The following is a 22,083-nucleotide window of genomic DNA, read 5'->3' as shown; positions in this document are numbered from 1 at the left end:
AAGGTTTTAAAATAATAATAATGTCGAATCAAGAATTAAAAACGCCATCGTTACTTGATGCAATGCTACCTATCGTCGCCCTTGTGATTATGATGGGTAGTGCGGTTTATTTGTTTGAAGACAACTCGTCTTACGGCCCTAATCAAATTGCGCTATTACTCGCAATGGGAATAGCCGCCATTGTCGGTATGAAAAACGGCTACCGTTGGAAAACGATTGAAAAGGGCATTGTAGACGGTATTTCAATGTCGTTAGGGGCATGTCTAATCCTTCTTGCAGTGGGCTCGCTTATTGGCACATGGATGCTAGCGGGTACAGTACCAACGCTAATCTACTTTGGTCTTGAATTATTAAATCCGTCATTTTTCTACGCCGCAGCGTGCTTAATATGTGCCGTAGTGGCAATGAGTATTGGTAGTTCGTGGACTACCGCCGCAACAGTTGGTGTTGCGTTAATGGGCGTAGCTGCGGGTATGGAAATGTCGGCTGCAATTACTGCCGGTGCGGTAGTCTCTGGTGCCTATTTTGGCGATAAAATATCACCATTGTCGGAGACCACAAACTTAGCACCTGCCGTTGCGGGTACTGACCTTTTCGAGCACATTCGTTACATGCTTTGGACTACAATACCAAGCTTCGTTATAGCGCTTGTTTTGTTTACTTTTCTTGGCTTCAGCGAAGTGGGCGATGCCAAAGCACAGCGTATTGAAGAAATGCAGGCGCTTTTAAATACCTCTTTTGATTTGGGGTGGCATCTACTTGTCCCACTTGTTGTTTTACTCACACTTGCTATTAAAAAAATGCCTGCGTTCCCTGCAGTGTTTATTGGTGCGCTGTTAGGTGGTGTTTGGGCTGTGGTTTTTCAGTGGGATGTGGTTGTCGCAATGGCAAGTACAGATGACGCTGAAAACATCGGTGCACTGAAGGTTGTGTGGACAGCGTTGTTTGACGGTGTAAGCTTTTCTACACCAGATGAGAACTTAAATAGCCTACTGTCACGTGGCGGTATGTCGTCAATGCTGAATACCATTTGGCTGATAATATGTGCTATGTCTTTCGGCGCAGTACTTGAACGTGTTGGGCTGTTAAAACGCGCTGTATCTGCAATCTTGCTAGGCGCGAAGTCTGCTGGTGATATGGTAAGCAGAACGATTTTAACGTGCTTTGGAACCAACTTAGTAACGGCAGATCAGTATATTTCTATTGTTATGCCAGGGCGTATGTACAAGGAAGAGTTTAAAAAACGCGGCCTTGATCAGCTAAATCTTTCTCGAAGCTTGGAAGATGGTGGTACGTTAACATCACCTCTTATTCCCTGGAATACCTGTGGCGCATACATGCACAGTGTTTTACTTGTTAATCCGTTTGATTACATATTTTATGCTTTCTTCAACGTTATCAATCCGATCCTTGCGATTATCTATGCGTATCTAGGTATTAAAATATTGCGTCTTACGCCGCCGAAAGTTACTACAACAGGTGAAGATAAAATCTAACACTTTCTAAGCTAGCAGTACTTTGGCTGCTAGCTCGTAGGCTTTCTTTTAGGAGATTCTATGTCACTTCAAGCAAAGCGCAGGGCGGATTATCAGCCGCCTGCTTTTTCAATTTCAACGGTTACACTTCACGTTACACTTCACCCTACAGAAACAAAAGTAGTCAGTGAACTCACCATTAAGCGCGAGGGTGAACATCAATTGCCCCTAGTCTTAGATGGTGACAGTCTTGTTCTAAATGCCGTAAGTATTGATGACAACGAGTTAGGTAAGAACCCAGCTTCAGATCAGTATTACGAACAAACTGCAATTAGCCTTATCGTAAATTCACCGCTAAATAGTTATAAATTAAAAATTGTTACCACTATCGCGCCAGAAAACAACAAAGCGCTAGAAGGCCTTTATCTCTCTGGCGGTGCTTACTGCACACAATGTGAGGCAGAAGGTTTTAGACGAATTACCTACTTTATGGACAGGCCAGATGTACTGTCTGTTTACACGGTCACTGTAGTCGCTCAAAATTCAATACCCATGTTGTTGTCTAACGGGAACCCTATAGACAAGGGCGCGACAGACAATGGCCAGCACTTTGTTACATGGCACGACCCTCATCCAAAGCCTTGTTATTTATTTGCGCTAGTAGCCGGCGATTTCGATCTACTTAGTGATACCTATAAAACAAAAAGCGGCAAAGACGTTGCCTTAGAGCTGTACGTAGATAAAGGTAAGGCATCCCAGGGGTACTTCGCCTTAGAGTCACTAAAGCGCGCAATGAAGTGGGACGAAGATGTATTTGGTTTAGAATACGACCTCGACATTTATATGATTGTTGCTGTCGACTTTTTCAATATGGGCGCCATGGAGAACAAAGGCCTAAACGTATTCAATAGCAAATTTGTTTTGGCCGACCAAGATAGTGCTACAGACGATGACTTTTTCAATGTTGAATCGGTTATTGCGCACGAGTACTTTCATAACTGGACAGGAAACAGGGTTACGTGCCGTGATTGGTTCCAGTTAAGCTTGAAAGAGGGGTTGACGGTATTCAGGGACCAGCAGTTCAGTGCAGATATGACGTCTGCGTTGAGTAACCGTATTAAGCATGTGCGCGTTATGCGAGAGCATCAGTTCGCTGAAGATGCGAGTGCGATGAGCCATCCTATTCGCCCTGAAGAAGTTATCGAGATGAATAACTTCTACACGGTTACCGTGTACGATAAAGGCGCTGAGGTTATCCGAATGTTTCATACTTTGCTTGGGCCTGAACGCTTTAGAGCTGGTATGGATGAATACTTTAAGCGTCACGATGGCCAAGCGGTTACTTGTGACGACTTTGTATCTGCGATGCAGTCTGCAACAGATTTGGATTTAACACAGTTTTCTCTATGGTATAGTCAGTCAGGAACGCCCGTAATTAGCGTTGAGCATTTAGATGATGGTAAGGGTAATCACACAATTACTCTTCGTCAGCATACGCCGAAAACGTCAGATCAAAACGACAAACAACCGCTTTATATGCCTATAAACATCGAGATAATTGATGAGCAAGGCAACAAGTATGAAGACGAGCAGGGCACAATTACTGATGGTATGGTTATTCTAGACTCGGAAACTTTATCACTTCAAGTGAAGGCAAAAACTGCAGAATCAAAAATCACCCCTGTTGTTTTAGGTAATTTCTCGGCGCCAGCCAAAGTTGAAAACACGCTAGATATTGACTCGTTACTAACAGTATTTAAGTATTCGAATGACGCGTTTAATCGCTGGGATGCTATGCAGGGCATTTATGATAAATGCATAGGTCAATTAGAGTTAGACCCTACCAGCGTTATAGACACTGCAGTGTGGGATGGTATTAAGCATGCGCTTACCTTGGAAAGCAAAAACCTTGAGCTTTTGGGTGAGTGTTTGGTAATACCTTCATTTGAAACACTTTGTCAAAGCCGTAATAATGTTGATGTTCACAGCTTACTTGAAGCAAGACGTGCGTTTTGCAGTCAGTTTGCCACTGTATTAGAGACTGAGTTGCTGGTTATTCTAGAACAGATACCACAAGGTACGTACCAATACGAACAGGCGGCAATACAAGGTCGTAGATGCAAAAACGTTGTATTAGGCCATTTGGCTAGACTGCCGCAACATGCAGATAAGCTAACAGCGCAGTTTGAAACCGCAGATAACATGACTGATACGCTAGGGGCATTGAGCGCCTCGCAATACAGCGATAAAAGTGTATTCGAAAAACTCATGGCAGCGTTTGAACAAAAATGGAACCACAATCCATTAGTACTAGATAAATGGTTTGCGCTGCACGCTACTCAGCCTTCAGAAAATATCTTCGCCACAATTACCATGTTGTGCGAACACCCTCAATTTACTATGAGCAACCCTAATAGGGTTCGGGCGGTAATGGGGAGTTTCGCATTTTATAATGCAGAGAAGTTCCATGCGCTAGACGGTAGTGGCTATAAGTTTATTACAGACTACTTACTAAAGCTCGATAGCGTGAACCCTCAGGTAGCAGCGCGCATAGTGACACCACTTACACAGTGGCAGGGGTATTCAGAAGCACATCAAGTGTTAATGAAAGAACAACTTGGAAGGCTGTTAAATCATAAAGGGCTTAGTAAAGACGTGTTCGAAAAAGTAAGTAAAAGTCTTGCTTATGATAAACATTAGTAGTTCTGACACTGTTTATTACTTTTCAATCAACGTGCCTTACAATGAATGTGAGGCACTATATTCTCCCGCAGTTCCTAGCGTGGTAATGCAGAGCGAATCTGGATTAAATATTCAGGTGCCTACCAGTCGTTTAAGACAGTTTGTGACATCTTTGGGAGTGAAAGGCCGTTATCGCATGATTGTTGATGCCAATAAGAAAATTAAAGCGTTCGAAAAGCTTCGGTAGGCTTTTCTGAAATGTGCAGCGAACATGCTTCTAAGTGTCGCCATTTGAGTAGATTTTTTGCGCAAATTAAGTGGTCCTTTTCCACTTTTACTATTGCTTGTTTTTTGGTCTTTTTGGGGCAATTTTTTACATAGCAATATAAATCGTTTTTATACTGACGATAAACCATTAACTATCTGATACCACTAATGTTGTAAAAATTGTTAACTGGTAGGATTAGTTCTTGCGGTTCTTGCAAAATGATGTAATGATTTTGTTAATCGTTATGGTTGGTCATGATGTCACGTATACAATCGCGTCGACTTGGGAGTATAAAAATATGAAAAACAGGCCTAGCGCTTTTAAATTGTCACCAGTTGCAGCGGGAATTATCTCGTTAGCAGGTGCTGCCGCAGTACCTGCACACGCTGCAAATTGGCAGGTTGGTGATGTAAGCATTACATTAGATTCAACGTTCACACTTGCAACCAGTATTCGTACCGAAGCAAGAGATTACGATCTTATCGGTAACAGTAACCATCCTCAATTTGACTGGACTGGTTATCACGCTGCTTTCAATCCAATCTATTCGAGCGCTGATGTATGGGCGCTGGCCGACGGTGGTTATTCGACCAACGGTGATTTAGGTAACCTAGCTCATGATCCAGGTGAAGCATTCGCAACACAAGTTTCAGGCACGCATGAACTAGACATCAATTTTGGTGACTATGGTTTCTTTGCACGTGGTTTTTGGTTCTACGATTTTGAACAAATGGATGGTGACCGCCCATACTCGAACCCAATCACAGGCAATCAGTACGACCTTTGTCAAGATCCTGAAGCAGAAGACCTTCTGTGTACTGACGTACGACTTTACGATGCATTCTTCTACGGCGACTGGTGGATTGGTGATAAACCTTTAACACTACGTGTAGGCCGTCAGGTGATCAGTTGGGGTGAAAGTACTTTTATCCAGCACGGTATTAACACTACAAACCCTGTAGACGTTACACGTGCCCGTGCACCGGGTGCAGAACTTCGTGAAGTATTCCTTCCTGTAGGTATGGTTTACGCGTCTTTAGGCTTAACTGACACAGTTAGCATTTCTGGCTACTACCAATATGAATGGCAAGAAAGCTGGCTACCAGTATCAGGCAGTTACTTTGCCGGTAATGACTTTGCAGGTGAGGGCGGTCAACGCCAGAACATCCAGTTAGGTTTTAGTGGTAACCCTGATATCGACCTAGAACACTTACTGTCTGCACTTAATGGCTACGGCGACGCACTTCGTGCGGGCGCTAACGCAGCAGATATCTCTCAAGCTTACCTTGCTTATCCAACAAAAGTTGCTGTTCGTGGATTCGCTGATGAAGTGCGCAACGACGCTGACGACCAAGGCCAGTATGGTCTTCGTCTTACGTGGTTTGCTGAAGATTTGAACGAAACTGAGTTTAGTTTCTATCACATTAACTATCATAGCCAACGTCCACTTATTTCAGGTATTACGTCAGATTTCACCCAAGCGGGTATTGGTGCAGACCTTGCATTTATGGCTGCTAATGAAATAACGCGTGATAACATCACAGACCTTCGTGCGTTTACTAAGTCTGAGTTTTTCTTCCCAGAAGATATCAAGCTTTACGGCATGAGCTTTAACACCAATATTGGTACAACGGCACTTGCAGGTGAATTTGCTTACCGTGTAGACGAGCCTCTTCAAATTGATGATGTTGAGCTGCTTTACATGGGTATGCCTGAGCAGCTTGCTAATGCTGGTCTTCGCCCTGACCTTGCAGGCATCTCTCAACTAAACAATATTGGTAGAGCTGTAGGTCCTGGTGAAACTGCTGAAGGTTTTATTTTCTCTGACACCTATCAAATCCAATTTACTGCTTCACACGTGTTCGGTCCTAAGTTTGGTGCCGATAACTTTGTGTTGTTAGGTGAAGCGGGTTATGTAAACATTGTGGATATGCCAGACCCTGAAATTCTGCGTCTAAATGCGCCAGGTACAGCACGTACTCCTTCACTAGAACCTACGCCTAGTGGTAATAACCGTGAAGGTCTACACATTGGTTTGTCTGACGGTCCAGAGACAAATCCATTTGCTACTGACGACGCATGGGGCTACCGTTTACTTGCAGTTGCAGATTACAACTCAATCTTTGCAGGTATGAACCTTCGTGTTCGCGGAACGTTCTCTCATGATGTTGAAGGTACAACACCAGATCCATTGTTCCTTTTCACTGAAGATGTTAAGTCTGCAGCACTGTCGTTCACGTTTGACTACTTAAGCAAGTGGTCTGCAACGGCTTCTTACAGTGCATTCTGGGGCGGCATTGGTACTACTAATGCACTGGCCGACAGAGACTTCGTTTCATTTAACATCAAATACGCAATCTAAAGAGTGGTAATCATGATTAGAAAAATAGGAATTATTGCCGCAGCACTTTCTCTTGCATTGTCAGGCACGAGTGCGCTAGCAAAAGTATCAGAAGCAGAGGCCAATAAGTTAGGTGGCGCTCTTACTCCTCTTGGTGCAGAAAAAGCAGGTAACGCTGACGGAAGTATTCCGGCTTGGACAGGGGGTATTACCTCTGCGCCAGCGGGGTACACTGTGGGCGACCACCACCAAGACCCTTACCCAGAAGACAAAGTGTTGTTTGAAATTACAGCGCAAAACTATAAAGAGTATGCTGATTATCTTTCAGAAGGTCAGATTAAGCTTTTTGAGGCTTACCCTGATACGTTCCGTATGCCTGTATACCCAACGCGTCGTTCTGCATCTAACCCACAATCTATTTACGATGCCACTAAAGTAAATGCAATGAATGCTGAACTTTTAGATGACGGTAACGGTATCAAAGGTGCGGTGTTGGGTATTCCATTCCCAATTCCACAGAATGGTCTTGAAGCTATTTGGAACCACATTTTGCGCTATCGCGGCGAAGCGGTACAGCGTAACGGTGGACAAGCTGCGGTTACTACCGGTGGCGACTACAACGTTATTGGTTTCGACGAGCAGCTGCTTATCAAATACGCAGAAGAAGGTGCAACACCAGAAAAGCTGACTGACGAAAACGTGTTATTCATGTTTAAGCAGAAAGTGACAAAGCCTGCACGTTTAGCAGGTACTGCACTGCTTGTTCATGAAACAGTAGACCAAGTAAAAGAGCCACGTAAAGCATGGACATATAACACCGGTCAGCGTCGTGTTCGTCTAGCACCAAACATTGCATACGATACTCCAGGAACTGCGGCTGATGGCCTGCGTACTACTGATGATTTCGATATGTTTAATGGTTCTCCAAACCGTTATAACTGGGAGCTGAAAGGCAAGAAAGAAATGTATGTTGCATACAATAACTATAAACTGCATTCAGATAATGCAAAGTATGCTGACATTCTTACGCCTAACCATGTTAACCCAGACCTGACGCGTTGGGAAAAACACCGTGTATGGGTAGTTGAGGCAACACTTAAGGAAGGTTTCCGTCATATTTATCAAAAACGCGTGTTCTTTATTGATGAGGACAGCTGGCAAATCCAAGTTGCTGATATGTATGATAACCGTGGCGAACTTTATCGAGTTGGTGTAGCTTACGGGGTGAACTACTATGAAGTTCCAACTCAGTGGTCTACGCTTGATACATACCACGACTTAAACTCTCGTCGTTATTTGGCAATTGGCCTTGATAACGAAGAGGAGATGTATGACTTCACTGTACGTCCAAGAGACGTTGAGTTTACGCCTCAGGCGTTGCGACGTGAAGGTATGCGCTAATCGCCTAAACAACAAACGGTTGGCAAATGCCAACCGTTTTTGTATACAGACCAATATTAATAGGGGGAATGGTTACTTATGAGAAAAACCATTGCAGCGTGCATTGCCGCTAGTTTTGCAGTGAATTGTTCAATTACTGCAACTGCCGAAGAAGCATTTATGGCACCTTTGGTTGAGCAATCTGTTCTGTTGGACATAGACGCTGATGAATTTGTTGTTATTGTTGGTGAGCGAGGCCATGTACTAGTTTCACAAGACGGAAAAGCTTTTACTCAAAAGCGTGTACCAACACAATCTACACTTACTGCGACTACCGTGGTTGGTGATAAAATTTGGGCGGTGGGTCACGATGCCGTCATTCTTCATTCTTCAGACAAGGGCGAAACCTGGACTATTCAAAATTTCCAGCCTGATCTTCAACGCCCATTTCTAGACGTTTTATTCTTTGATGACATGCACGGTGTTGCTACGGGTGCATATGGTTTGTTCTATAGAACTGTTGATGGCGGCGAAAATTGGACTGCAGAGCGTCATGCTAGCTTGTTAGATCCATACGACCGTGAGTACTTAGAAGATATTAGGGAAGAGAACGAAGAGTTCTATCAGCAAGAGCTTGAATCTATTTTGCCTCACTTGAATCGTATTACGTTAGAAGGTGATACGCTTTACCTAGCCGGTGAAGCTGGTTTGCTGGCACGAAGTGATAATTTAGGTGAGTCTTGGGAGCGATATTCTGTTGATTACACGGGCTCCTTCTTCGATATTAAGCCGTTAGACGATTCAACTGTTATGGCTGTTGGACTGCGCGGAAACATTTTTGTTAGCCGCGATGAAGGCGAATGGGAATACGTTAATACGTGTTCATCAAGTACGCTTAATTCTATTTTGATTGGTTCTGAGTCAAAGGTTTTTGCGCTTGGTAATAATGGAATGATGGTAAGTGCAACACGTCCATTGCCAACGAGTATGCGTGACCCATATGCCAACCCCGCAGATTGCGAGGCAGATGATGGTATTAAGGTAACTCAGGTTGCAGATAAAGCCGCGTTGCTCAATGCAACGATGTTCAATGGTTCAAGCATTGCCGTTACCGCTAATGGCATTAAAACGTTGACGCTTAAATAAGGCAGTATAAGAACAATGACACAGTTTCTAGAAAAACTTGTCTTCGGTAACCGAATATTGGTTGTGGCTATTTTTGCCCTTGCAACGGTGTTTTTAGGTTATCAAGCATCTCAAATGCGTCTTGACGCAGGTTTTGAAAAAAACATTCCACTTAATCACGAGTATATGAAAACGTATATTGAACATCGTCAGGACTTTGGTGGTGCGAATAATATACTTGTTTCGGTTTGTGATAAAAACGGCGATATTTACAACCAGAATTTCTTCGACACATTAAAAAATGTGCACGATCAACTTTTCTTTATTAACGGTGTAAACCGTTCTCTGGTTATCTCTTTATTCTCTCCGTCTACACGTTTCACTGAAATCGTAGAAGGTGGCTTTGCTGGCGGTCCAGTAATACCAGCCGATTTCAATTCTTCTAGCCCAAAGGCGCTAGAGCTTGTGGCGGCAAACGTTGAAAAAGCAAATATTGTTGGTCGTCAAGTTTCAAGTGACTACAGCTGTGCAATGGTTACAGCACAATTACTTGATATCGACCCGCAAACGGGCGAGCCATTAAACACTCTTAAGTTAGCGGCTGAGCTTGAAGAGCAGTTGCGCGGCCAATACGAAAACGACCAAACGTCTATTCACATTATTGGTTTCGCAAAAATGATTGGTGATGTGGCTGACGGTGCAAAAGACGTATTGGTGTTCTTTGCCATTGCTATCGCAATTACTGCAGTAATGGTGTACTTCTTCTCGCGTAGCATCATGCTTACCTTGCTACCGCTTCTGTGCTCAATCATTGCGGTTATCTGGCAGTTAGGCCTGCTTACGTCTATTGGCTTTGGCATGGACCCTATGTCTATCTTAGTACCATTTTTGGTATTTGCTATTGGTGTGAGCCACGGCGTACAGATGATCAATGCCGTTGAAAAACAAGCGGTGACAGGCATAGGTGCCAAGCGAGCTTCCATGGCTGCATTCAGAAACTTGCTTGTACCGGGCGGTATTGCACTACTTTCTGATACCGTAGGTTTTATGACGCTACTGGTTATCGATATCGGCATTATTCGCGAGCTTGCTATTACTGCGAGTATGGGGGTTGCAGTTATTATTTTAACAAACTTGCTATTGCTTCCCGTGCTTATGAGCTTCCTTAAGCTTGACCAAAAGTACGTAGAAAAATTTGCCGGTAAGGAAAACGCAAATGCAAAGTTCTGGGAACTTATTGCATCGTGTTCAAATAAAAAGCCTGCAGCGGTAATTCTTATCATCACGGCAGCGCTTTTTGTGTTTGGTCACTTCCAAGCGCAGAACATGAAAATTGGCGATTTGCATGCAGGTGCGCCGGCACTTCACGAAACTTCTCGATACAACCAAGACACTTTCTTGATTACAGATAAGTACGAGGTCACCGTTGATTATATTTCAATACTTGTTGAGACCACGTCTGAAGCATGTACGTCTCACCCTGTAATGAAAGCTATGGATGATTTCCAATGGAAAATGGAAAATGTTGACGGCGTACAGTCAGCAGTTTCGTTGGCTTCAGTAGCTAAAATTGTGAATGCGGGTTATAACGAAGGGAATGTTAAATGGCAGGTGTTACCTCGCAATCAGCAAACATTGGTTCAAGCTATTTCACGCATTCCAACATCATCAGGTTTGCTTAATGGTGATTGTTCAGTGATGCCTATCATCCTATTCATGGAAGATCACAAAGCAGAAACTATTTCTCGTGTTGTGGACGCGGTGAAAGAATATCGCAGTGAATACGAAACTGATGATATGAAGTTTAGCTTAGCATCTGGCCCTGTTGGCGTAATGGCCGCTACCAATGAAGCTGTAAGTGCAGCTCAACACCCAATGATGCTTTACGTATTCGGTGCAGTTATTGCGCTTTGCTTAATCAGCTTCCGCTCGGTACGCGCTACGTTAGTGGTTGTTATTCCGCTCTATGTGGTATCTGTACTTGCGCAGGCGCTAATGACTTATCTTCAAATTGGACTTACCGTATCAACGTTACCGGTTATCGCACTGGGCGTGGGTATAGGCGTAGACTATGGTATCTATATCCTATCTACTAAGAGCTCAATGTTGAAGCAGGGAGCAACAGTACAGGAAGCGTATTTTGCTGCATTGAAGGAACGTGGAAGCGCAGTGTTGTTTACCGGTATTACGCTAGCAATTGGCGTAAGTACATGGGTATTCTCATCGCTTAAGTTCCAGATGGACATGGGCATCTTGCTTACCTTTATGTTCGTTGTGAATATGCTTGGTGCAATAATTGTACTGCCTGCGTTGGCTAGACTGCTATGGTGGAATAGAAACGACCCTAGTGCGTAAATTATTTTTGCATAGCTAAGCACAAAAAAGGGCCCTTTGGCCCTTTTTTTTATGCGTTTTCTGCATACTTATCTATCCTGTTAAAATAAGGTTAAAATTAGGCTTTCAATAGTGCCATTTATTAGGGAAAATAATGTAGTACTCGGCACTTACGACATTTAATAAAAGGTTAACAAATGACAGTCACCTCACAGCGACACTCAGTACTGCTAGATAACGTATTTGCACTTATCGACAAAAAAGTAGATACCAAGCAGAAGTCTCTTGTGCAGCAATTCGGACGTCTGTTGTATAAAAACATTTCAAGCGACGATTTAGAAAATCGAAACGACAGCGACCTCTATGGTGCAACACTAAGTCTTTGGAATGGCTTAGCGAAATTCGATAATGCATCACCTTACATTCGCGTTTTTAACCCTGAAATCGCAAAGCATGGCTGGCATTCTAGCCACACAATTGTAGAAATCATTGTGACTGATATGCCGTTTTTGGTTGATTCAGTACGCATGCTTCTAAACCGTTTAAATATTACTGCGCATCTTTTCCTTCACAGCCCTATTGGCATTAAGCGTGACGATGCTAATAAAGTGCAAGCATTTGCTGAGCAAGGAAAAGCAGTTGATGGCGCCAAAAAAGAAACGGTTATCTTTATTGAAGTAGACCGACAAACTTCTAAAAAAGACATAGACGGTTTAACAAAAGAATTATTCTCTGTGGTGGATGAAGTATCACTTGCGGTTCAAGACTGGCAGGGCATGACCACAACACTGCAGGATGTCATAAAAAGTAGCAGTAAGTATAATTGGCCTGCATCTGCAGACATGAAAAAGCAGACTAAAGCATACTTAGAGTGGTTAAGCGATCATAACTTTACCATGATGGGGTATCGCTACTATGAAGTGAAAGCCGTTGAAGGTGATCACAGATGGATCCCGAAAAATGAAACCAGCTTAGGTTTGCTGAAAAACTCAGTGAATGACCGCGAACGCCTGTTGTCGAAGCTACCTGCATCGGCAAGAGCAGAAGCGTTAAGCAAAAACCCACTTATTCTAACTAAAACCAACACACGTGCTCGCGTGCACCGTCCAGCGTACATGGACTATGTTGGCGTTAAAGTGTTTAATAAAGAAGGCCAGGTAGTTGGCGAGCATCGCTTCTTGGGTTTGTACTCTGCCTCGTTCTATAACAACAGCGTGACTCAGCTTCCTATTTTGCGTGAAAAAATAAATCGTATTTGTGAGCTTTCAGGCTTTGAGAAGGGCACACATGCGCATAAAGCATTCGCTAATATCATTGAAACCTATCCGCGCGACGAGCTGCTGCAAACGCCTGCCGAAGAGTTAGCGCAAATTGTTATGGGTATTTTTCAAATGCAGGAGCGTGGTATTTCACGCTTGTTCATTCGTAAAGATACGTTTGGTCGCTTCTTCTCTTGTATGGTATTTGTGCCGAGAGAGCGCTATAACACACAGCTTCGTAAAGAAACCCAAGCACTTTTGAAAGCCTCACTAGGCGCGACAGAAGAAGTAGAGTTTACTACTTTCTTCTCAGAATCTGTGTATGCACGCACGCACTACATAGCTCGAGTTAACGATAACAACGCGGAATTCGATGTGAAGGAAATAGAACAAAATATTATCGAGCTTACCAAAACGTGGAATGACAGACTAGCTGCGTCAATCTCAGCTGCTCACGGTGAAGCATCAGGAAAGGCACTAGAACGCAAATACAACAATGCATTTTCACGCAGCTATATGGAGCACAACCTTCCGTCAGCGGCATTGGTGGACATCGACAAATTAGAAATGCTAGACGATAACCACACACTTGATATGCTGTTTTATCGTCCACAAGAAGAAGATGCTGACAGCCAAATTGTGAAGCTCAAGCTTTTCCATAGAGCAGAGCCAATTCACTTGTCTGATGTGCTGCCAATGCTTGAGAACTTTGGGTTACGCGTAATCGACGAGAGCCCTTATAAAATCACGTGTTCAGAGGGCGAGCGTAACTGGGTGATGGATTTCACTATGCTGCATAAAAGTGGCCAGCATTTTGACATGGAAAATGCCCAAATACTGTTCCAAGACGCGTTTGCTAAAGTGTGGTACAAAACGTTAGAGGACGACGCATTTAACCGCCTTATTCTTGGCGCTAATATGACAGGGCGTAAAGTTACTGTGCTTCGTGCTTATGCAAAATATATGCGTCAAACAGGTAGCTCTTTTAGCCGTGACTACATCGCTAACACGCTTTCTAACTACCCAGATATCGCGCGTTTATTGGTTGAGTTTTTCGACCAGCGTTTCAATCCTAAAAAGAAACGAAACGAGAAAAAAGAAGAAACGATTTTAGACACTATCAAAGCGCAGCTTGATAACGTAAGCAACTTGGATGATGACCGTATTATTCGTCGTTACTTAGACATGATGTCGGCTACGCTTCGCACTAACTTCTATCAACCAGACGACGCCGGTAATGAGAAGTCTTATGTATCGTTTAAAATGATGCCTGAACTTATTCCAGAGATGCCGTTGCCGCTGCCGAAATTTGAAATTTTCGTATACAGCCCGCGTGTGGAAGGTGTTCACCTTCGAGGTGGTAAAGTAGCGCGAGGTGGCTTACGTTGGTCTGATCGCCAAGAAGACTTCCGTACTGAAGTTTTAGGCTTGGTAAAAGCACAGCAAGTTAAAAATACCGTAATTGTACCCGTTGGTGCAAAAGGTGGTTTTGTATGTAAAAACTTGCCAGTAGGTCAAGGACGCGAGGCAATACAAGCAGAAGGTCAAGCGTGCTACCGTACCTTCATTACTAGCTTGTTAGATATTACCGACAATATCGTTAATGGCGAAATAGTACCGCCAAAAGACGTTGTGCGTCTTGACGATGATGACCCTTACTTGGTTGTAGCAGCAGATAAAGGAACGGCTACGTTCTCTGATATTGCTAATGGCATTGCCGAAGAATTCGGTTTCTGGCTTGGTGACGCATTCGCATCTGGCGGTAGTATTGGTTATGACCATAAGAAAATGGGAATTACAGCACGCGGTGGCTGGGAATCGGTTAAACGTCATTTCCGTGAAATTGGTATTAATTGTCAAACCACAGATTTTACTGCTGTTGGTGTAGGCGATATGGCCGGCGACGTATTTGGAAATGGTATGTTGCTTTCTGAGCACACGCGATTGATTTCTGCGTTTAACCATTTACATATATTCTTCGACCCAAGCCCAGATGCTGCGGCTAGCTACAAAGAACGTAAGCGTTTGTTTGAAAACCCAAGCCTAAGCTGGGAAGACTACGACGCTAAGTTAATTTCTAAGGGCGGTGGTATTTTCAGTCGTTCGGCTAAGTCAATTAAGCTTACGCCTGAAATGAAAAAATGGTTGGGTACGCGCCAGTTAACCATGACGCCAAATGAGCTAATTCACAACATTCTTAAAATGCCTGTAGACCTATTATGGAACGGCGGTATTGGAACGTACATTAAGAGTAAGAAAGAGTCTCATTCTGAAGTTGGCGATCGTGCAAACGACGATTTACGCGTAAATGGCCGTGATGTTCAGGCTAAAATTGTGGGCGAGGGCGGTAACCTAGGCCTTACTCAATTAGGCCGTATTGAATACGCTTCTAACGGCGGTCGCGTTAACACTGATTTTATTGATAACGTTGGCGGCGTTGATTGCTCTGATAACGAAGTAAATATTAAGATTCTACTTAATAGTCTTGTTAATGACGGCGAACTCACGCTTAAACAGCGCAATAAGCTTTTATACGATATGACTGACGATGTATCACGTATCGTATTGAAAGATTGCTATCGCCAAACGCAGTCTATTTCAATTACTGAGCTTGCGGGTGTTAAACAACTTAAAGAGCAACTGCGTTTTATTCACGGCTTAGAGCGTGAAGGCCAGTTAAACAGGGAATTAGAGTTCATCCCAAGTGACGATGAAATTTCAGACCGCGTTGCCAGCGATCAGGGCCTAACGCGTCCAGAATTAAGCGTTCTTATCGCCTATGGAAAGATGGTGCTAAAAGACGCGCTTAATATCCCTGAAATAACAGATAACCCTTACCACGGTAAGCTACTTGTAGAGGCATTCCCTGAAGTGCTTCGCACCAAGTTTAAAGATCACATGCAGCAGCACCCTCTGCGCAGTGAAATTATTGCTACAAAGTTAACCAATAACATGGTTAACGACATGGGCCTTAATTTCGTGTTCAGAATGCAGGAAGAAACTGGTGCAAGTGTGAGTGAAATTGCCGAAGCTTATGCCATCGTTCACGGCATCTTCAACATGAAAACACTGTGGGAGCGCATTGAAGAGCTAGATAACGTAATTCCGGCTAAACTTCAGCTTCGCATGCTAGACGAGGCTCGCCGAATTATGCGAAGAGCAGCTCGTTGGTACATTCGCCACGGCAACAAGGCGCAGTCTATTGAAGAAGCCATTGTGAGCTATCGTGGTACCTTTGATACGCTGTCTAAAAACTTGCAGCACTATTTAGTACAGAACGAATATGCGCAGCTTGAAGCCGCTACGCAGAAATACATTAACGAAGGCGTACCACAAGATATCGCTTATCAAGTGGCAAGCTTCTCGAACATGTTCTCAAGTTTCGACCTAGCGCAGATTGTTGAAACTGACAAGCATGATACTGACGTAGTAGCGAAGCTTTACTATCAATTGGGCTCTAAACTTGAGTTACACTGGTTCTTAGATCAAATTAATAACCAAGCAGTAAGCAACCATTGGCAAGCACTTGCACGTGCGTCATATCGTGAAGAGTTAGATTGGCAACAGCGTTCAATTACCGCTAATTTACTGCAATCGCGAAGCGATATTAACGATCCTAATCAGATTTTAGACGAGTGGATAGAGAGTAATCAGGTACTACTTAAGCGCTGGTATCATATGATGTCAGAGTTTAAAACCAGCACGACACACGAATTTGCGAAATTTTCTGTCGCTTTACGTGAATTGATGCTTTTAAGCGTGAAGTCTAACCATTAGAATACACGCACCTTAATGATTTAAGCCCTGTTCATCAGGGCTTTTTTATATTAGCGAGCGTAATTCAAAGCCATGCAATCACTAGTGCAAAAACTCTTACTTCAGTGTGAGCCCGAAAAAAGTCACGATTTCACCATTAATTGGTTAAATAAGACCCAACATACCCCGCTGAAATGGATGTACAGCACACCAACGTTGAAAAAACCGGTAACCGTAGCTGGAATGACATTTGATAATCCAGTAGGTCTAGCGGCAGGTTTAGACAAAAACGGTGATTGTATAGATGCGTTTGCAAGCATGGGCTTTGGCTTCGTAGAAATTGGTACTGTTACACCTAGACCACAGGCAGGAAACCCAAAGCCAAGGTTGTTCAGACTTCCAGAAAAGCAAGCTATCATTAATCGTATGGGCTTTAACAACAAAGGGGTAGACCACCTTGTTGAGCAAGTGAAGCGCGCGCAATTTAGAGGCCCTATCGGTATCAATATTGGCAAAAATAAAGATACCGAAGAAAGTAAGGCGCTGGAAGATTACCTTATTTGTTTGAACAAGGTATATCCGTACGCAAGCTATATTACAATAAACATTTCTTCTCCTAACACACCTGGGCTTCGCAATCTTCAATATGGTGAAGCATTAGATAAGCTGCTCGCTGGCCTTAAAGCTGCACAAGAGACACTTACACAAACGCACAGTAAATATGTGCCGTTGTTTATTAAGATTGCTCCTGATTTAAGTGATGTTGAAATTGAAAGCATTGCTCAATCTTTGATTAAGTCTGAAATGGACGGTGTTATTGCCACCAATACAACCTTGTCGAGAGACGCGGTACAAGGCCTTCAGCATGCTGAAGAAATGGGCGGTTTGAGTGGTTCAGTTATGACTCAAATGAGCCTAGATGTAACACGTAAGTTGGCAAATGCACTAGATAGAGCTATGCCGATTATTGGCGTAGGCGGCATTGATTCGCCAGAGGCAGCGCAAGCACGCCTAGACGCAGGAGCATCCTTAGTACAGGTTTATTCAGCGTTTATCTATCAAGGCCCATCTCTCGTTAAACGCATTGTAAACGCGTTATAATACAAACGAAGCACATTGTTGAGTGCACGGTTTAACCGCATATCTTTTACGCAATTGAAATCGTGCACTCAAGTCAAACAGGTAATTAAATGAATACAATTCTGGTAACTACCAGTCGCGGTCTTGATGAACTGCTAAAAAGCGAAGTACTTTCGCTATGCCCCCATGCCGACATTAAACAGGGTCCGGGAACACTTCAATTTGAGGGCACAAAAGAAGATGCTTATAAAATTTGCCTTTGGTCAAGACTGGCAAACCGCGTTATATGGGTGTTAGCTACAGGCAAAGCGGGTGACGCACAAGCACTGTATAACACAGCAATGAGCGTAGACTGGCAAATGCAGATGGATTCAAGACACACGTTGTCAGTGCAGTTTATCGGCACCAACTTTGCCATTAAAAACACGCAATTTGGCGCGGTTCGCGTGAAAGACGCTATTGTTGATTCATTTGTAGAACAGGGCTTAGCCAGACCATCGGTTGAGCGCAAGGCACCTGATATTTCTGTTTATGCAAGACTGCACAGAGATAACGTCATCATAGGTATCGATTTGGCTGGCGCCAGTTTGCACCAGCGTGCCTATCGTCAACAAACCGGTGACGCGCCATTAAAAGAACATATCGCCAGTGCCATGCTTATGCGAAGCGGTTGGACGGAAAATACAAGTGCGCCATTAGTCGACCTTATGTGTGGCTCGGGTACCATTGCTATTGAAGCGGCCTATATTGCGCGAAACATCGCACCGGGTATTAAGCGAAGCTATTGGGGCTTTACCAAATGGCTAGGCCATGAAAGCGGTATTTGGGATAACCTTATTGAACACGCTATTTCTGTGCAAAAGCCAGAATGTGGTGGCATTTATGCTGGCGACTTTAGTCGGAAAATGGTGGCAATAGCCAAAGCTAACGCCGATTTTGCTGGTGTGTTTAACGACATTTCATTTAGTCAACAAGACGCTACAAAGTCTTCACCGCCGGTATCTACCCCTGGCTATGTGGTATCAAACCCGCCCTATGGTGAACGCCTAGGTGAGCTTACGTCGCTTATCCCACTATTTAGCGACTGGGGTAAACGCTTTAAAGAAGCGTGGAAAGGCTGGCATGTATCGTTATTAAGCAGTAACCGTGATCTTTTGCGCGTATTAAAACTTCGCGCTACAAAAGACTACGCCATGAATAACGGTAAGCTGGAATGTCGTTTAGCAAACTATGTGCTAGACGAACAAAATACGATTCAGTTTAGCGAAGATGCTGGTAATCATGAGTTTGCCAATCGTTTGAAGAAAAACCTCAAACGAATGAAAGGCTGGATAAAGAAAGCCAATACAAACTGCTACCGTATTTATGATGCCGACCTACCAGACTACAATGTTGCTGTAGACCGCTACGGCGATTGGCTAGTGGTACAAGAATATGCGCCACCTAAAACGGTATCAGAAGATAAGGCGCGCAAACGTCTTCAAGAAGTGCTTTTGCATTTACCTGCTGTAACTGGCGTGTCTCCAAAGCACATTGCACTTAAAGTACGTAGTCAGCAAAAAGGCAGCAAGCAGTACGAGAAAATCAATCAGTCTGGCGACATGATGGAAGTGCATGAAAACGGAGCTCGCTTCCTTGTTAACCTTACTGACTACCTCGATACCGGCTTATTTTTAGACCACCGTAATACACGACAAAAAGTCATGGAAATGTCAGCAGGTAAAGACGTTCTGAACTTGTTTTCGTATACCGGCAGTGTGTCGGTATTTGCCGCAAAAGGTGGCGCAAAATCAGTGACAACGGTAGATATGTCAAATACCTATCTAGAATGGGCGAAAAAGAACGTTGCACTTAACAAACTAAGCGGTCCACACGCTTTCATACAAGCCGACTGCACTACGTGGATGAACACCCACAAAGGCGTGTATGACCTTATTTTTATAGACCCACCGTCGTTCTCTAATTCTAAGCGTATGCAAAACACGTGGGACGTTCAGCGGGATCACGTAAAAATGCTGACAGACGCTAAACGTTGTTTAAAAGACGGAGGGGTTATCATCTTCTCTAATAACAAACGCGGCTTTAAATTGGATGAAGACAATGTGTCTGCGCTAGGTCTATCTGTAGAGAATGTGACAAATGAGACCATTCCAGAAGATTTCGCACGTAAAGGCAAAATTCATCAGTGTTGGATATTGCGCGCATGAAGCTATTCTTTTATACCGGGCCGCAGTGCAGTTTATGTGACTTAGCCGATGAAGAGCTTAAGGCTACGACGCACTATGCAACGCTTCAGATAGAGAAAGTAAATATTAGGAACAGCACCGACCTATATCATCTATATGGTGCTCGTATACCTGTGCTGAAGCGCGAAGATAATAATAAAGAGATTGGTTGGCCATTTTCATCTGCCGACCTTGAGGAGTTTCTTCAGTGAGTATTTTGCAGTTAAAAAACATCACTGTTATTTATGGAAATCCGCCGCTTTTAGACGGCGTTGAGTTAGTCGTTCAGCCGAAAGAGCGAGTTTGCTTGGTAGGGCGTAACGGCAGTGGTAAAAGTACGTTAATGAAAGTCATTGCTGGCGACATTATTGCTGACGATGGCCAAAGAATCATTGAAAGCAACACCGTTGTTGCACGTTTAGAACAAGACCCGCCTCAAACCACTGACGTAACGTTATTCGATTACGTAGCGGAAGGTTTGTCAGACGTTGGTGAAACGCTAAAAGCTTACTTTCACCAAACACGTCTCGTTGGTGAAGATCCAAGCGAAGCGAATTTAAACAAACTGCAGCGTTTACAAGAAACACTGGAAGCGCGCGATGCGTGGCAGTTTGAACAGCAAATTGAGCAAACGCTTACCATGCTAAAACTTGACCCAGATATTTCGTTATCTACGTTGTCGGGTGGTTGGCGTCGAAAAGCCGCTTTAGCACGGGCACTGGTTCGCTCTCCAGACTTGTTGTTATTAGACGAACCAACAAACCACCTTGATATTGAAATGATTCGTTGGCTTGAATCTAGCCTAAGTAATTACAAAGGCGCCATTGTGTTTGTAAGCCACGACCGAGCATTTATTCGTGCAATGGCCACGCGTATTGTTGACTTAGATAGAGGCACAGTTACTAGCTATCCTGGAAACTACGAAACATACCTAGAGAAAAAGCAACACGACCTAGAAGTAGAAGCGAGTCAAAATGCAGAGTTTGATAAAAAGCTGGCTCAAGAAGAAGTATGGATACGTCAAGGCATTAAGGCACGTCGAACGCGTAACGAAGGACGCGTACGAGCACTCAAGAAACTTCGTGAAGAGCGTAAAGCAAGACGTGCCGTGCAAGGAAGTGCTGTAGTCAATCAGCATCAAGCTGCACGCTCTGGCAAAATGGTGTTCGAGGTTAAAGACTTAAGCTACAGCATTGAAGGGAAACCTATAGTTAAAGGCCTAAATCTAAACGTTCTGCGTGGAGATAAACTGGCATTAATTGGTCCTAACGGTAGTGGGAAAAGTACGCTAATTAAACTTCTTCTGGGTGAATTGACGCCAGACAACGGTAACTGTAAGCAGGGTACTAATCTTGAAGTAGCTTACTTTGACCAGCATCGTCACGGTTTAGACCTAGAAAAAACCGTTATTGATGCAGTGGGTGATGGCAAGCGTGATTTAATGGTTAACGGCCACCCAAGACACGTAATCAGTTACTTACAAGACTACCTTTTCACGCCCGAGCGTGTAAACGCGCCCGTAAAATCGTTATCTGGCGGTGAGAAAAACCGTTTAATGCTGGCCAAGCTTATGCTGAAGCCTAGTAACGTACTTGTACTCGATGAGCCAACAAACGACCTTGATGTAGAAACGCTTGAAATGCTTGAAACGTTACTAAATGAGTACACAGGCACCGTGTTATTGGTTAGCCACGATAGGGAATTTGTTGATAACGTGGCCAATAGTTCTGTTGTGTTCGAGGGCAATGGCTTACTGCGAGAGTTTATTGGGGGTTTCACAGACGTAGAAAACTGGTATAAAGAGCAAACTGAAAAGCGTCTACAAATTGAAAAAGAAGAAAAAGCCAAGGTAAAGAATGAAACTAATTTAGCTTCGAACAGTCCTAGTGCTAAGTCTTCTTCTCGTAAGACGAAAAAGCTATCATACAAAGATCAACGTGAACTAGAATCGCTGCCTCAAGAGTTAGAACGCCTTGAAGCTGAACTAGAGGCAATGCAAGAGCAGGTGAATGATCCTGACTTCTTCAAACAAGACAGCGAAACTACGGCCAAAGCGTTAAGTGACTTGGCTGACAAAGAAGAATTACTTTCCCAGAAATATGCGCGCTGGGATGAACTAGAAAGTATGCTGGAAGATAATCAGCAGTAAATAGGATTT

At 43.6% G+C, this 22,083-nt stretch carries 12 protein-coding genes; all 12 read left to right on the top strand.

From position 1 onward, the window contains the following. Window positions 1-20: 20 nt before the first annotated feature. Window positions 21-1,496 (top strand): Na+/H+ antiporter NhaC, encoded by a 1,476-nt coding sequence (gene nhaC / locus ACGHAV_RS01795; RefSeq protein WP_390375605.1) that lies wholly within the window; start codon window positions 21-23, stop codon window positions 1,494-1,496. A gap of 60 nt (window positions 1,497-1,556) precedes the next feature. Further along, a complete protein-coding gene (gene pepN / locus ACGHAV_RS01790) occupies window positions 1,557-4,175 on the top strand; it encodes an aminopeptidase N (protein ID WP_390375602.1) in 2,619 nt (872 codons plus the stop codon). After that, window positions 4,162-4,404 (top strand): DUF2835 family protein, encoded by a 243-nt coding sequence (locus ACGHAV_RS01785; protein WP_334014190.1) that lies wholly within the window; start codon window positions 4,162-4,164, stop codon window positions 4,402-4,404. The genes pepN and ACGHAV_RS01785 overlap by 14 nt, the downstream gene beginning before the upstream one ends. A 319-nt stretch (window positions 4,405-4,723) precedes the next feature. Next, window positions 4,724-6,787, top strand: coding sequence for a DUF1302 domain-containing protein (locus ACGHAV_RS01780; RefSeq protein ID WP_390375599.1), 2,064 nt, complete (start codon window positions 4,724-4,726; stop codon window positions 6,785-6,787). A 12-nt stretch (window positions 6,788-6,799) separates the two neighbouring features. Then, complete coding sequence (locus ACGHAV_RS01775) at window positions 6,800-8,167, top strand: DUF1329 domain-containing protein (RefSeq protein ID WP_390375596.1); 1,368 nt, start codon at window positions 6,800-6,802, stop codon at window positions 8,165-8,167. A 78-nt stretch (window positions 8,168-8,245) separates the two neighbouring features. Next, a complete protein-coding gene (locus tag ACGHAV_RS01770; RefSeq protein ID WP_390375593.1) occupies window positions 8,246-9,292 on the top strand; it encodes a WD40/YVTN/BNR-like repeat-containing protein in 1,047 nt (348 codons plus the stop codon). Between the two features lie 15 nt (window positions 9,293-9,307). Then, window positions 9,308-11,626, top strand: coding sequence for an RND family transporter (locus ACGHAV_RS01765; RefSeq protein WP_390375590.1), 2,319 nt, complete (start codon window positions 9,308-9,310; stop codon window positions 11,624-11,626). 176 nt (window positions 11,627-11,802) lie between these two features. Beyond that, a complete protein-coding gene (locus tag ACGHAV_RS01760; RefSeq protein WP_390375587.1) occupies window positions 11,803-16,641 on the top strand; it encodes an NAD-glutamate dehydrogenase in 4,839 nt (1,612 codons plus the stop codon). A gap of 72 nt (window positions 16,642-16,713) precedes the next feature. Continuing rightward, window positions 16,714-17,721 (top strand): quinone-dependent dihydroorotate dehydrogenase, encoded by a 1,008-nt coding sequence (pyrD, locus tag ACGHAV_RS01755; protein WP_334014184.1) that lies wholly within the window; start codon window positions 16,714-16,716, stop codon window positions 17,719-17,721. Window positions 17,722-17,810: 89 nt separating this feature from the next. After that, window positions 17,811-19,907, top strand: coding sequence for a bifunctional 23S rRNA (guanine(2069)-N(7))-methyltransferase RlmK/23S rRNA (guanine(2445)-N(2))-methyltransferase RlmL (gene rlmKL, locus ACGHAV_RS01750; protein ID WP_390375584.1), 2,097 nt, complete (start codon window positions 17,811-17,813; stop codon window positions 19,905-19,907). Continuing rightward, the gene (locus tag ACGHAV_RS01745) at window positions 19,904-20,137 is read left to right on the top strand and encodes a glutaredoxin family protein (RefSeq protein WP_390375581.1); all 234 of its coding nucleotides are present in this window, start codon (window positions 19,904-19,906) and stop codon (window positions 20,135-20,137) included. Before rlmKL ends, ACGHAV_RS01745 begins: the two co-directional genes overlap by 4 nt. After that, window positions 20,134-22,074 (top strand): ABC transporter ATP-binding protein, encoded by a 1,941-nt coding sequence (locus ACGHAV_RS01740; protein WP_390375578.1) that lies wholly within the window; start codon window positions 20,134-20,136, stop codon window positions 22,072-22,074. The genes ACGHAV_RS01745 and ACGHAV_RS01740 overlap by 4 nt, the downstream gene beginning before the upstream one ends. Window positions 22,075-22,083 lie beyond the last annotated feature (9 nt).

Source organism: Alteromonas sp. MTD1 (assembly GCF_042848195.1).
In the GTDB taxonomy this organism is placed as follows: Bacteria; Pseudomonadota; Gammaproteobacteria; order Enterobacterales; family Alteromonadaceae; genus Alteromonas.
Note: the sequence above shows the minus strand (reverse complement) of the source record. Positions and strands in the feature narration are given on the sequence as shown.

Bases quoted from the DNA above. Each gene is read 5' to 3' on its own strand.
- nhaC (WP_390375605.1), top strand. From the start codon at position 21: ATGTCGAATCAAGAATTAAAAACGCCATCGTTACTTGATGCAATGCTA.
- pepN (WP_390375602.1), top strand. From the start codon at position 1,557: ATGTCACTTCAAGCAAAGCGCAGGGCGGATTATCAGCCGCCTGCTTTT.
- ACGHAV_RS01785 (WP_334014190.1), top strand. From the start codon at position 4,162: ATGATAAACATTAGTAGTTCTGACACTGTTTATTACTTTTCAATCAAC.
- ACGHAV_RS01780 (WP_390375599.1), top strand. From the start codon at position 4,724: ATGAAAAACAGGCCTAGCGCTTTTAAATTGTCACCAGTTGCAGCGGGA.
- ACGHAV_RS01775 (WP_390375596.1), top strand. From the start codon at position 6,800: ATGATTAGAAAAATAGGAATTATTGCCGCAGCACTTTCTCTTGCATTG.
- ACGHAV_RS01770 (WP_390375593.1), top strand. From the start codon at position 8,246: ATGAGAAAAACCATTGCAGCGTGCATTGCCGCTAGTTTTGCAGTGAAT.
- ACGHAV_RS01765 (WP_390375590.1), top strand. From the start codon at position 9,308: ATGACACAGTTTCTAGAAAAACTTGTCTTCGGTAACCGAATATTGGTT.
- ACGHAV_RS01760 (WP_390375587.1), top strand. From the start codon at position 11,803: ATGACAGTCACCTCACAGCGACACTCAGTACTGCTAGATAACGTATTT.
- pyrD (WP_334014184.1), top strand. From the start codon at position 16,714: ATGCAATCACTAGTGCAAAAACTCTTACTTCAGTGTGAGCCCGAAAAA.
- rlmKL (WP_390375584.1), top strand. From the start codon at position 17,811: ATGAATACAATTCTGGTAACTACCAGTCGCGGTCTTGATGAACTGCTA.
- ACGHAV_RS01745 (WP_390375581.1), top strand. From the start codon at position 19,904: ATGAAGCTATTCTTTTATACCGGGCCGCAGTGCAGTTTATGTGACTTA.